Origin of the sequence: Microbispora sp. CA-135349 (genome assembly GCF_050947365.1) — a bacterium.
In the GTDB taxonomy this organism is placed as follows: domain Bacteria; phylum Actinomycetota; class Actinomycetes; order Streptosporangiales; family Streptosporangiaceae; genus Microbispora.
Map to the genome: position 1 here is coordinate 8,038,267 of NZ_CP192001.1, position 12,386 is coordinate 8,050,652.

Here is a 12,386-nt window from a genome sequence, read left to right on the forward strand (position 1 = left end):
CATCCGACTTGCGTGCTCCCCGTTCAGCTCCAGGCGAGCATGCGGAGGGGATCCTCCAGCATCGCGCCGACGTCGCGCAGGACGTACGAGCCGAGCTCGCCGTCGACCACGCGGTGGTCGAACGACAGCGCCAGCGTGGTGACCTTGCGGACCGCGAGCTGCCCGTCGACCACCCAGGGCATGTCCCTGATCTGGCCCACGGCGAGGATCGCCACCTCTCCGGGATTGAGGATCGGCGTGCCCGCGTCGACGCCGAAGACGCCCACGTTGGTGATCGTTATCGTGCCGCCGCTCAGCTCGGCCGGCTGGCACTTGCCCGCCCGCGCCCGCTCGGTGAGCTCGCCGAGCGCCCGGGCGAGCCCGGGCAGCGACATCGCGTCGGCGTCCTTGACGTTCGGCACGATCAGCCCGCGATCGGTGGCGGCGGCGATGCCCAGGTTCACGTAGTGCTTGACCACGATCTCCTCGCCGGTCCACGTCGCGTTGACCATCGGGTGCCGTTTCACGGCGGTGATCAGGGCCTTCGCCACGAGCAGCAGCGGGGAGACCTTGACCTCGGCGAACTCGGGCAGCGTACGCAGCCGCCGCACCGCCTCCATCGTCTCGGTCACATCGACCTGCAGCCACTCGGTCACGTGGGGGGCCGAGAACGCGCTGGCCACCATCGCCTGCGCGGTCGCCTTCCTGACTCCCCTGACCGGGATGCGCTCCTCCCGTGCCCCGGTCTCCCGCCCCGCGGCGGCCGGAACGGCGGCGGGCGCCGCCACCGCCGCCTCCACGTCCGCCCGCGTGATCGACCCCTGGGGTCCGCTGCCCGTGAGGGCCGTCAGATCGACGCCCAGGTCCCTGGCGAGCTTGCGGACCGGCGGCTTGGCCAGGACGCGCGCCCGTGCGGACGCCGGCGAGCCGTTGGCCTGGACCGCGCCCGGCGGAACGGGAGCGGCCGGGGCGGGAGCCGACGGGGCGGGAACGGGCGACGCCGGGACGGGCACGGCGGACGGAGCGGACGCCGCCTGCTTGCGGGGGCGGCGGCGGGTGGCGCTCGTCTTGACGCCGTACCCGACCAGCACCGGCCGGCGTTCCTCCTTCACCGGCGCCGCGCCGTCGCCCGTGACCGGCACCAGGTCGGCGGCCAGCGCCGCACGGCCCGCGCCGGCGCCGTCACCGCCCTCGCCGCCCGCGCCGTCCTCGACCGCGATGATCGGGGCGCCGACGTCGACGGTCTGGCCCTCGCCGGCCATCAGCGCGGAGACGGTGCCCTCGTACGGGCACGGCAGCTCGACGACGGCCTTGGCCGTCTCGATCTCCACGATCGTCTGATTGATCTTCACCGCGTCGCCCGGTGCGACGTGCCACTTGACGATCTCGGCCTCGGTCAGCCCCTCGCCCACGTCGGGGAGTCTGAACTCACGGAGCATGAGAAGTCCCTCCCCCTCAGTACGCGAACGAGCGGTCCACGGCGTCGAGCACGCGGTCCAGGTCGGGCAGGTAGTGGTCCTCGAGCCGGGACGGCGGGTAGGGCGTGGAGAATCCGCCCACCCGCAGCACCGGCGCCTCCAGGCTGTAGAAGCAGCGCTCGGTGATGCGCGCCGCCAGTTCGGCCCCGAAGCCGGTGTAGACGGGGGCTTCGTGGACGACGACGCATCGCCCGGTCCGCGCCACGGACTCGGTCAGCACGTCCACGTCGAGGGGGTTGAGCGAGCGCAGGTCGACGACCTCGATGTCCCGCCCGTCCTCCTCCGCCGCCGCCGCGGCCTCCAGGCAGGTCTTCACCATCGGCCCGTACGCGACCAGCGTGACGTCGCGGCCCTGCCGTACGGTGCGGGCGCGGTCGAGCGGCAGGCCGGGGGCGGAGAGGTCGACGTCGGCCTTGTCCCAGTAACGGCGCTTCGGCTCGAAGAAGATGATCGGGTCGTCGCAGCGGACGGCGTCCTGGATCATCGTGTACGCGTCCACCGGGTTCGAGCAGGCGACCACCCGCAGGCCCGCCGTGTGCGTGAAGTACGCCTCAGGCGACTCGGAGTGGTGCTCCACCGCCCCGATGCCGCCGCCGCAGGGGATGCGTACGACGACCGGCAGCTTGAGCGTGCCGAGCGACCGCAGCGGCATCTTGGCGAGCTGGGTGATGATCTGGTCGGCCGCGGGGAACACGAACCCGTCGAACTGGATCTCGCAGACCGGCCGGTAGCCGCGCAGGGCCAGGCCGATGGCCGTCCCGATGATGCCCGACTCGGCGAGCGGCGTGTCGATCACGCGGTCCTCGCCGAAGTCCTTCTGCAGGCCGTCGGTGACGCGGAAGACGCCGCCGAGCTTGCCGACGTCCTCCCCCATCACGAGGACCTTGGGGTCGTCCTCCATCGAACGGCGCAGGCCCTCGTTCAACGCCTTGGCGAGAGTGAGTGTGGTCATCGTTCGAACCCCGCCAGGTAGGTCAGGTACTGCTCGCGTTCCTCGTCGAGGAGTGCGTGGGCGCCGGCGTACACGTGATCAAAGATAGCCCGGGGCGGCGGATCGGGCAGCGCCAGGCACCGGCTTCGCACGTCTTTGCCGAGCGCGTCGGCCTCGGCGTCGATCTTCTCGAAGAACTCCTGGTCGGCGAGCTGGTTCTTGAACAGGTACGCCTTGACCCGCTCGATGGGGTCCTTCAGCTTCCACGCCTCCAGCTCGTCGGCGAGGCGGTAGCGGGTGGGGTCGTCGGAGGTGGTGTGCGCGCCCATCCGGTAGGTGAACGCCTCGATCAGCGTCGGCCCCTGACCCTCGCGGGCGTTGCGCAGCGCGCGGCGGGTGACGGCGAGACAGGCGAACACGTCGTTGCCGTCCACCCGGATGCCGGGGAAGCCGAAGCCGGACGCCCTCTTGTAGAGCGGGATCTTCGACTGCTTCTCCAGCGGCTCGGAGATGGCCCACTGGTTGTTCTGGCAGAAGAACACGACGGGGGCGTTGAACACCGAGGCCCAGATGAAGGACTCGTTGACGTCGCCCTGGGAGGTCGCGCCGTCGCCGAAGTAGACGATCGTGGCGGCCTCGGCGCCGTCGCGCTGGACGCCCATGGCGTACCCGACCGCGTGCAGCGCCTGGGAGCCGATGACGATCGTGTAGAGGTGGAAGTTGTGCTCGGCCGGGTCCCATCCGCCGTTGCTCACGCCGCGGAACAGGGCGAGCAGCTTGACCGGATCGACGTCGCGGCACCAGGCCACGCCGTGCTCGCGATAGGTGGGGAAGGCCATGTCGGCGTCGGTCAGCGCCCGGCCCGAGCCGATCTGCGCGGCCTCCTGCCCGAGCAGGGACGCCCAGATTCCGAGCTCTCCCTGCCGCTGGAGCGCGACGGCCTCCAGGTCGATGCGGCGGACGAGGACCAGGTCACGGTAGAGGGAGCGGACCTCCTCCGCGGTCAGCTCGATGTCGTAGTCGGGATGCTCGATCCGCTCCCCTTCCGGGGAGAGCAGTTGGACGAGCTCCGGGGGTGCGTCTACACCGCGAGGGGCGTCGGCTGTCACGTGCCACTCCTGTGCGTCTCGGGCCCCCGCGGGTGGGGTCACCCCCGCGACAAGGCCGGGTCGTCTCGCGTACGGCCGCTGGGGTGGGCGACCGGGCGCATATGCGGACATAGTGGCAGAAGTCACACCCCTTCGCGCAAGACCCGCCCGCCCGTCCACACTTCTCCGATTCCCGGACTGTAAGACGCCACACCCCCCGGTGCGGCGCGCCGCGCGCGTCCCCGGCCGGGAGCGAGCCCATCGCGGGCGCTCCGGCGGCACGCCACTAGGCTTGACCCAAGCGGACCCACCCGAAACCCGGCGGCCCATCGCAGTGGCGGCCCATCCCAATTGGAGGACCATCGTGGCGCGCGTCATCGTCGACGTCATGCTCAAGCCGGAGATCCTCGACCCGCAGGGCCAGGCGATCGCCCGGGCGCTGCCGCGACTCGGCTTCTCCGGGGTGTCGAGCGTGCGGCAGGGCAAGCGGTTCGAGGTGGAGTTGGACGGCCCGGCCGACGAGGCCGCACTTTCGGAAGTCCGAAAGATGGCCGAAACCCTGCTGGCCAACACGGTCATCGAGGACTTCTCGATCCACGTCGAGGGGTGAAGTGACGCATTACACACCACTATTGCCTCGGCATTTCCACCCCTGATCGGGCATCGGTCCGTCTCGAACCCGCCTATCCGGTGCGCCCTGAATAACGGGGACGTGATTTTGCGGTTAGCCCTGATTCATCGGGGAAGCCTACCTTGGTGACCTTCGACACCGGGGAGGGGTCCGGTGGATATTGAGTTCTCACTGGCGATGCCACGGGACGCGATCGGCATCCCGATGGTGCGCCGGGTGGTGGGAGACGCGCTCCGGTCTCTAGGGGTGACCGAGGAGTGCGTGTCCGACATACTCCTGGCCACGTCCGAGGCGTGCGCCAACGCGGTGCGGCACGGTGGTCCCGCCAACCGTTACGAGGTCATGGCCACCATAGGAAACGGCCGCTGTGAGTTGCGCGTCGCCGACGAGGGCGAGGGGTTGCACATGATCCCCCGGCAGTATCCGCCGGCGGAGACCGAGAACGGCCGGGGCATCCTGATCATGCGTGCCGTCGTGGACGATCTCTCGTTCGACATCACGCCCGGGCGCGGAACGATCGTGCGCCTGTGCAAGGAGCTCGACTGGGACGAGGACGCCATCGCCCATCACCTCACTCTCGATCGCCACCTCGCCGGAGTCTGAGGGCCTCGGCTTCACGTCGCGCCGGGCTTGGGAGACCCGGCGTGACGGGTGATCGGAATCGGGCCTCCGCCTGGGGAGCCGATTTGGTGGCTCCGATACTCTGAGGTGTACCGCCACAGACCGCCGTCCGGCCAGATGACGGTGGCGTGCGCCTTGGAAGGAAAACTGTCATGAGCGCTGCCCGGGTGGGCGTCGTCACCTTCCCCGGAACACTCGACGACCAGGACGCCGCGCGAGCCGTACGGCTGGCCGGAGCGGAGGCGGTGCCCCTGTGGCACGCCGATCACGACCTCAAGGATGTCGACGCCGTCTTCCTGCCCGGCGGGTTCTCCTACGGAGACTATCTCCGCTGCGGGGCGATCTCCCGGTTCTCCCCTCTCATGACCGAGCTGATCCCGGCCGCGCAGGCCGGACTCCCCGTGCTCGGCACCTGCAACGGCTTCCAGATCCTCTGTGAGGCGCACCTGCTGCCGGGCGCGCTGACCCGCAACGAGGGTCTCCACTACATCTGCCGCGACCAGCGCATCCGCGTGGAGAGCACGCGTACGGCGTGGACGGCGGACTTCGCGGACGGGCAGGAGATCGTGCTGCCGATCAAGCACGGCGAGGGCCGTTACGTGGCCGACGCGGCCACGCTGGCCGAGCTGGAGGGCGAAGGGCGGGTGGTCTTCCGCTACGCCGGGAGCAACCCGAACGGCTCGCTCAACGACATCGCGGGCATCACCAACGCGGCCGGGAACGTCGTCGGCCTCATGCCCCATCCCGAGCACGCGGTCGAGGACCTGACCGGCGCGCCGAGCGTGGACGGCCGCGGTTTCTTCACCTCGATTCTGAAGCGGCTGGTTAACGCATGAGCGGCGAGCGATCTATGAGCACCGATTCCGTGAGGCGCGCGCAGGAGACGCCGGACGAGCGCCAGCCGTACGCCGAGCTGGGCATGAAGGACGACGAGTACCAGCGCGTACGCGAGATCCTCGGCCGCCGTCCGACCAGCTCCGAGCTGGCGATCTACTCGGTCATGTGGAGCGAGCACTGCTCCTACAAGTCGTCCAAGGTGCACCTGCGGCAGTTCGGCACCAAGGCGCCCAAGTCGGAGGCCCTGCTCGTCGGCATGGGCGAGAACGCCGGCGTGGTCGACATCGGCGACGGCTGGGCCGCCACCTTCAAGATCGAGTCGCACAACCACCCGTCGTACGTCGAGCCGCACCAGGGCGCCGCGACCGGCGTCGGCGGCATCGTGCGCGACATCATGTCGATGGGCGCCCGGCCGGTCGCGGTCATGGACTCGCTGCGCTTCGGCGGGGCCGACCAGCCCGACACGCGCCGCGTGCTGCCGGGCGTGGTCGAGGGCATCAGCCACTACGGCAACTGCCTCGGCCTGCCCAACATCGGCGGCGAGGTCGCCTTCGACCCCTGCTACATCGGCAACCCGCTGGTCAACGCCCTGTGCGTCGGCCTGCTGCGCAAGGACCAGATCAAGCTGGCCACCGCCCCCGGCCCGGGCAACAAGGTCGTGCTGTTCGGCGCGCGTACCGGTGCGGACGGCATCGGCGGCGCGTCTGTGCTGGCGTCGGCCACCTTCGAGGACGAGTCGCAGGCCAAGCGGCCCGCCGTACAGGTCGGCGACCCGTTCATGGAGAAGCTGCTCATCGAGTGCTGCCTTGAGCTCTACCAGGCGGACGTGGTCGTCGGCATCCAGGACCTCGGCGCCGCGGGAGTCTCCTGCGCCACGACCGAGCTCGCCGCCAAGGGCACCGGCGGCATGCGGGTGAACCTCAACCTCGTCCCGCTGCGCGATCCCACGCTGCGGCCCGAGGAGATCCTCATGAGCGAGTCGCAGGAGCGCATGATGGCGGTCGTCGCGCCCGACGACATCCCTGCCTTCATGGCGATCTGCGACAAGTGGGACGTCCCGGCGACCGTGATCGGCGAGGTCACCGACACCGGCAGGCTCGTCATGACGTGGGACGACGAGGTGATCGTCGACATCCCGCCGGGCACGGCGGTCGACGACGGCCCGGTCTACGAGCGGCCGTTCCACGAGCCCGCCGGGCAGGCGGCGCTCAACGCCGACGGCCCGGAGCGCCTGCCCAGGCCGGAGGACCTGCGGGAGACGCTGCTCACCCTGCTCGGCTCGCCCAACCTCGGGTCCAAGGAGTGGGTGACCTCGCAGTACGACCGGTACGTCCGGGGGAACACGGTCCTGGCCCAGCCCGCCGACGCCGGCATGCTGCGGATCTCCGAGGTCCTGCCGGGCGCCCAGGAGACCACCCGGGGCATCGCGCTCGCCACCGACGGCAACGGCCGCTACGCGAGGCTCGATCCCTACACGGGGGCGCAGCTCGCGCTGGCGGAGGCGTACCGCAACGTGGCGGTGACCGGCGCGACGCCGCTCGCCGTCACCAACTGCCTCAACTTCGGCTCCCCGGAGGACCCCGAGGTCATGTGGCAATTCTCCGAGGCCGTACGCGGGCTCGCCGATGCCTGCCGGACCCTGGGTGTGCCGGTGACCGGCGGAAACGTGTCGTTCTACAACCAGACGGGCTCGACCGCGATCAACCCGACGCCGGTGGTCGGCGTGCTCGGTGTGATCGACGACGTGGCGCAGCGGGTCAGGTCCGGTTTCACGGCTCCCGGCCTGCGCGTCCTGCTGCTGGGCGAGACCCGCGAGGAGTTCGGCGGCTCGGAGTGGGCGCACGTCGTCCACGGTCACCTGGGCGGGCTGCCGCCTCAGGCGAATCTGGAGGCCGAGCGCGCCCTGGCCGCGGTGCTGACCGAGGCGGCGGCCCGCGGGCTGCTGGAGGGCTCGCACGATCTGTCCGACGGCGGCCTCGCCATCGCCCTGACCGAGGCGTGCCTGGCCCAGGGCGTCGGCTGCACGGTGACCCTGCCGGGCGACGACGTCTTCGTCGAGCTGTTCAGCGAGTCGGCCGCGCGGGCGCTGGTGTGCGTCCGGCCCGAGGCGTTCGACGCCGTCGCCGACCTGTGCGCCCGCCACGAGGTCCCCTGCTCCGGGCTCGGCCTCACGGGCGGTTCCGCGCTCACCGTGGAGGGCGTCTTCGACGTCCCGGTCGAGGAGTTGCGCGAGGTCCACGCGTCCGCGCTGCCGCGCGTCTTCGGCTGATCACAACGCGGAAGGGCCCCTCCGGACATGGCGTCCGGAGGGGCCCTTCGTCATGGAGAACCGACGAAGGCCCTTCCGGTAACCCCTCCGGAAGGGCCTTCGCAGTGCCGTACGCCAACGCCTCATCGCGTACGGCAAGCCATGGGAGCGACGAGCGCGGTGGAGCCCCCACGGACTCCGCCGGCGAACGTCGGAACGCGGGTTATGCCACCTTCGTGCAGACGGCGTAAACGATGCCCTCGCCGTTGCCGTTGCCCGTCAGCTCGACCTTCCAGCCGTTGCCGCTCATGTAGCTGCCCGTAACGGTCTTGCTGGAGTTGATCTTGAAGCCGCCGCCGGTGACCTTCTCGTCCGCCGCGCAGGAGGCGATTCCGCTGTTCCCCGAGACGAACCCGGTCGCCATCCTCGAGGTCAACGTGGGTGCGCCGCCGGAACCGCCCTGGTTCTGGAGCCACTTGACGAAGTCGGTCTCGTCCTTGGTGCTGCAGGTGCGCCCCTTCCAGATGTCGCAGGCGCTCTTGCCGTCCTTGCCGTCCGTGCCCGGGGTGCCGTTCTTGCCCGGCTCGCCCTGCGGGCCGGCGGGACCGCGCTCGCCGTCCTTGCCGGGCAGGCCGCGAGGACCGGCGTCGCCCTGCGGGCCGGCGGGACCGCGCTCGCCGTCCTTGCCCGGCAGGCCGCGAGGACCGGCGTCGCCCTGCGGGCCGGCCGGACCGCGCTCGCCGTCCTTGCCCGGAGCGCCGTCCTTGCCGTCCTTACCCGGAGCGCCCTGCGGACCGCGCAGGCCCTGGGGACCGCGCAGACCCTGCGGACCACGCGGGCCCTGCTCGCCGGTGTCGCCCTTCGCACCGGTACCGCCGATGCCCACCGGACCCTGCGGGCCGGTCTTGTTCCACGACACCTTGGTCTCGACCGGCTTGCACGTCGTCGTGGCGTTGACCAGACGCATGTAGCGCGTGCTCTTGTTCACACACGCGTACAACGCGGCGTCACTCGCCGACGAAGCGGTGGCCGCGCCACCCAGAACAAGGACCGATCCAGCCAGAGCACCAGCCGTCATCAGGCCGATGGTGCGTCCGCCCGGCAACTTGATAGCCACGGGACTTCCCTCTCTATGGCACACGATGTGCGTGAAGCCAAAGTTGTACATGTGATTCACGCGCATGGGTGTATGCCGGTTGTCATCCTGAACATCACGTATGTGCATCTTCGCTACCGGTGAGTCCGGGCGGTCAGGAGACCGGCCTGGGACAGGAGCCCGGGGGCGCCTCGGACAGACGCCCCCGTCAGATCATCTCGCCGAGCCCCGGGAGCCGGTCGGCTGCTGCTCCTCGCCGGACTTCTTGTTCCCCCCGTTGGTGGCGGCGGCCTCGTTCTCCTGAGCGAGAGCGTTGCCGCTGCCACTGCCGCCCCCCGCGGAGGCGCAGATCACGTACGCGGTGCCCTTGGTGCCGGCAGACCCCTTGATCTCCCAGCCGGTCGGCTTGCCGTTCTCGACGACCGGGCCGTTGGTGAGGACCTCGCCGATGACGCTCGTGCCGCGGTATCCGCCGCCCGTGGCGTAGCCGCCGCCGCAGCTCAGCGTCACGCTCTTGCTGCCCGTCAGGCCGAAGCTGAAGCCGGCTTCCTTGACGCTGATGCCGGCGACGCCGTCCTTGCCCGGGTCGCCCTTCGGACCCGCAGGACCCTCCGGACCGCGCTCGCCGTTCTTGCCCGGGGCGCCGTCCTTACCGGGGGCGCCGTCCTTGCCCGGAGCGCCGTCCTTACCGTCCTTACCCGGAGCACCCTGCGGGCCACGCAGGCCCTGCGGACCGCGCAGGCCCTGGGGACCGCGCAGACCCTGCGGACCACGCGGGCCCTGCTCGCCGGTGTCGCCCTTCGCACCGGTGCCGCCGATGCCCACCGGACCCTGCGGACCGGTCTTGTTCCACGACACCTTGGTCTCGACCGGCTTGCACGTCGTCGTGGCGTTGACCAGACGCATGTACCGCGTGCTCTTGTTCACACACGCGTACAACGCGGCGTCACTCGCCGACGAAGCGGTGGCCGCGCCACCTAAAACCAGGACCGATCCAGCCAGAGCACCAGCCGTCATCAGGCCGATGGTGCGTCCGCCCGGCAACTTGATAGCCACGGGACTTCCCTCTCTATGGCACAGCATGTGTGTGAATCAGAAGTTGTACATGTGATTCACGCGCCATGAGATATGAGGGTTGTCACGTCAAACATTACGTATGCGCATCTCCGCTCCCAGTAAGCACGAATGGTCAAAAAAGTCCCCACGCCATTCATTTCCGCCCGTTGAGGTCCTTCTGTAGCGCGCTTCCCGGCGTCCTCTTCGCAGCCGTGGCCTCGACCCCGGACATCAGGAGATCCAGGCCGAACGCGTAGTAGGCGTCGAGGTCGGGCTCCTCCTCCGTGGCCTTGGCGTATTCGACGATCCGGGGAAACTCGCCGGCGGGGAACTGTTCCAGGCGCAGCCGCCTCTGCCGGCGCCACTCGGCCGCCTCCGCGGCGCTGAACGCTCCGGGACAGCCGGGCTCGTTGTCGACCAGCGCCATCGCGCCGTGCAGCAGGTAAGTGGAGACGGCGAAACCCTCGGTCAGCGTGAATCCGGCCTGGGACAGCAGGTCGAGCGCGGTGTCGGTCGCCCGGGCGAAGTTGGGGAGCTCCTGCTTCTCGACCATCCCGAGCAGCCCCGGCATGTACCGGTGCCGCCGCATCACCCTGATCAGCGCCTCGACCATCGCCCGCAGCCGCACGTTCCACGGCGCGCCCGGGTCGAACTCGGCGGTGACCTCGGCCAGCAGATGGTCGGTGACGCAGACGAACAACTGGTCCTTGTTCTTGACGTGCCAGTAGAGGGCCATCGGGGTGACCCCGAGCTCCTGGGCGAGCCGCCGCACCGTGACCGACTCCAGGCTCTCGGCATCGGCCAGCTCCACGGCCTTCTCGACCAGACTCCGGCGGCTCAGCCGCTCCGTGTTCGCCATGGTCCGCAGCCTCCCTACCTCCTCGGGACTTGACAACTATACGCCGTACAAGGTCTCCTATGCACCGTACATGTACGTTGTACATGTACCTCGTACAAGAGGAGGACACATGTCCGGACGATGGTGGGCGCTGGTCGCGGTGTCGCTCGCGACTTTCATGACCTACCTGGACAACAACGTGGTCAACGTGGCCCTGCCGACGATCCAGCGGGACCTGGCGCTGACGATCTCCGGTCTGGAGTGGATCGTGAGCGCGTACATCCTGGTGTTCGCGGGCCTGCTGCTCGCCGGCGGACGGCTCGCGGACGTCTTCGGCCCCCGGACGGCGTTCTTCGGCGGCCTGGCGGTCTTCACGCTCGCGTCGGTGGCGGCGGGCCTCGCCGGGAGCCAGGAGACACTGATCGCCGCGCGGGCGGTGCAGGGACTCGGCGCGGCGCTCGTGACGCCGTCGACGCTCGCCCTGCTGCCACGGATCTTCCCCGACCCGCGCGAGCGGGCGACGGCCGTCGGCATCTGGAGCGCGGTCGGCGCCCTGGCACTGGCGATCGGCCCGCTCACCGGCGGGTTCCTCAGCGAGAACGCCGACTGGGGCTGGATCTTCCTGATCAACCTGCCCATCGGCGTGGTCGCGGCGGTGATCGGCCTGCGTTCGATCAGGGTCGAGCGGGCCGCGGCCGGGCGGGCGGCTCTCGACCTGCCGGGCCTGGCCACTTCGGCCGTGGCGTTGTTCGCCCTCACCTACGCGCTCATCGAGGGCGAGTCGCGTGGGTGGACCTCCGCACCGATCCTCGGCGCGTTCGCGGTCTTCGCGGTGGCCGCCGTCGTGTTCCTGGTCGTCGAGGCCCGTACGGCACAGCCGATGATCGACCTCACGCTGTTCCGCGAGCGGGTCTTCAGTGGCGGCCTGCTGTCGATGGGCCTGTGGTCGTTCGGCGTCTTCGGCATCTACTTCTTCACCGCGCTCTACCTGCAGAGCGCGCTCGGGTTCTCTCCGACCGAGGCGGGCGCGGGTTTCGTGCCGATGGCGCTGCTCATGGCGGTGATCGCGAGCGTCTCGCCGCGGATCGCCGAGCGCTTCGGCAGCGCGGGCACCGTGGCCGTCGGCCTCGGCCTGATGGCGGTGGCCATCGGGGGGCTGTCGAGCGCGGGCGAGGGCTCCCACTACGGCGACCTGCTCCCCTGGTTCCTGCTGTACGGCGCGGGCGCCGGCCTGCTCGTCCCGCTGACCAACGTGGTGCTGAACGCGATGCCTCCCGCGCGGGCCGGCGTGGCCTCGGGTGTGCTCAACGTCTCCCGCGAGGTCTTCGGCCTGCTCGGCATCACGATCCTGGGCGCGATCCTGAGCGCCAGGCAGAGCGCGATCGGCGGCGCTCCGCTGCACGCCTTCCTGGAGGCCTACCGCTTCACACTGCTGATCGCGGCGGCGATCGTGCTGGTCGGCGTCCCGGTCAGCGTGTTCTCCCTGCGCCGCACCCGGGCCGCCGCCGAGGCCGCCGAGGCCGCCGAGCCCGTCACGCCCGCCGAGCCCAGCGCACCCGCTGTGGCCGAGCCCGTCGCCTGAC

At 70.3% G+C, this 12,386-nt stretch carries 11 protein-coding genes; 5 read left to right on the forward strand and 6 right to left on the reverse strand.

What is annotated here, in order from left to right:
- Positions 1 to 23: 23 nt before the first annotated feature.
- The 3 genes from ACQPZZ_RS36980 to pdhA are packed head-to-tail and all read right to left on the reverse strand — an operon-like array spanning position 24 to position 3,497.
- Positions 24 to 1,418, reverse strand: coding sequence for a dihydrolipoamide acetyltransferase family protein (locus ACQPZZ_RS36980; RefSeq protein WP_432926783.1), 1,395 nt, complete (start codon positions 1,416 to 1,418; stop codon positions 24 to 26).
- Between the two features lie 16 nt (positions 1,419 to 1,434).
- The gene (locus ACQPZZ_RS36985) at positions 1,435 to 2,409 is read right to left on the reverse strand and encodes an alpha-ketoacid dehydrogenase subunit beta (protein WP_432926785.1); all 975 of its coding nucleotides are present in this window, start codon (positions 2,407 to 2,409) and stop codon (positions 1,435 to 1,437) included.
- Positions 2,406 to 3,497 (reverse strand): pyruvate dehydrogenase (acetyl-transferring) E1 component subunit alpha, encoded by a 1,092-nt coding sequence (gene pdhA / locus ACQPZZ_RS36990; protein ID WP_432926787.1) that lies wholly within the window; start codon positions 3,495 to 3,497, stop codon positions 2,406 to 2,408. Before pdhA ends, ACQPZZ_RS36985 begins: the two co-directional genes overlap by 4 nt.
- Positions 3,498 to 3,840: 343 nt before the next feature.
- Between pdhA and purS the strand changes: the two genes are divergently transcribed.
- The 4 genes from purS to purL all read left to right on the forward strand — a co-directional run bounded on the left by purS (position 3,841) and on the right by purL (position 7,834).
- Positions 3,841 to 4,086 carry a phosphoribosylformylglycinamidine synthase subunit PurS gene (purS, locus tag ACQPZZ_RS36995; RefSeq protein ID WP_363647866.1) on the forward strand — a complete coding sequence of 82 codons (246 nt, stop codon included), beginning with the start codon at positions 3,841 to 3,843 and terminating at the stop codon, positions 4,084 to 4,086.
- 174 nt (positions 4,087 to 4,260) lie between these two features.
- The gene (locus tag ACQPZZ_RS37000) at positions 4,261 to 4,710 is read left to right on the forward strand and encodes an ATP-binding protein (RefSeq protein WP_432926789.1); all 450 of its coding nucleotides are present in this window, start codon (positions 4,261 to 4,263) and stop codon (positions 4,708 to 4,710) included.
- Between the two features lie 170 nt (positions 4,711 to 4,880).
- Positions 4,881 to 5,564, forward strand: a complete 684-nt coding sequence (gene purQ / locus ACQPZZ_RS37005; RefSeq protein WP_363647868.1) for a phosphoribosylformylglycinamidine synthase subunit PurQ — start codon at positions 4,881 to 4,883, stop codon at positions 5,562 to 5,564.
- 14 nt (positions 5,565 to 5,578) lie between these two features.
- Positions 5,579 to 7,834, forward strand: a complete 2,256-nt coding sequence (gene purL, locus ACQPZZ_RS37010) for a phosphoribosylformylglycinamidine synthase subunit PurL (RefSeq protein WP_432926791.1) — start codon at positions 5,579 to 5,581, stop codon at positions 7,832 to 7,834.
- 202 nt (positions 7,835 to 8,036) lie between these two features.
- Here the strand turns inward: purL and ACQPZZ_RS37015 are convergent, their stop codons facing one another.
- The 3 genes from ACQPZZ_RS37015 to ACQPZZ_RS37025 all read right to left on the reverse strand — a co-directional run bounded on the left by ACQPZZ_RS37015 (position 8,037) and on the right by ACQPZZ_RS37025 (position 10,824).
- Positions 8,037 to 8,930, reverse strand: a complete 894-nt coding sequence (locus ACQPZZ_RS37015; RefSeq protein ID WP_432926793.1) for a hypothetical protein — start codon at positions 8,928 to 8,930, stop codon at positions 8,037 to 8,039.
- A 192-nt stretch (positions 8,931 to 9,122) separates the two neighbouring features.
- Positions 9,123 to 9,965, reverse strand: coding sequence for a hypothetical protein (locus ACQPZZ_RS37020; RefSeq protein WP_432926795.1), 843 nt, complete (start codon positions 9,963 to 9,965; stop codon positions 9,123 to 9,125).
- A gap of 154 nt (positions 9,966 to 10,119) precedes the next feature.
- Positions 10,120 to 10,824 carry a TetR/AcrR family transcriptional regulator gene (locus tag ACQPZZ_RS37025; RefSeq protein ID WP_432926797.1) on the reverse strand — a complete coding sequence of 235 codons (705 nt, stop codon included), beginning with the start codon at positions 10,822 to 10,824 and terminating at the stop codon, positions 10,120 to 10,122.
- A gap of 109 nt (positions 10,825 to 10,933) precedes the next feature.
- Here ACQPZZ_RS37025 and ACQPZZ_RS37030 point away from each other — a divergent pair, with 109 nt between their 5' ends.
- Complete coding sequence (locus ACQPZZ_RS37030) at positions 10,934 to 12,385, forward strand: MFS transporter (protein WP_432926799.1); 1,452 nt, start codon at positions 10,934 to 10,936, stop codon at positions 12,383 to 12,385.
- Position 12,386: the final 1 nt, after the last annotated feature.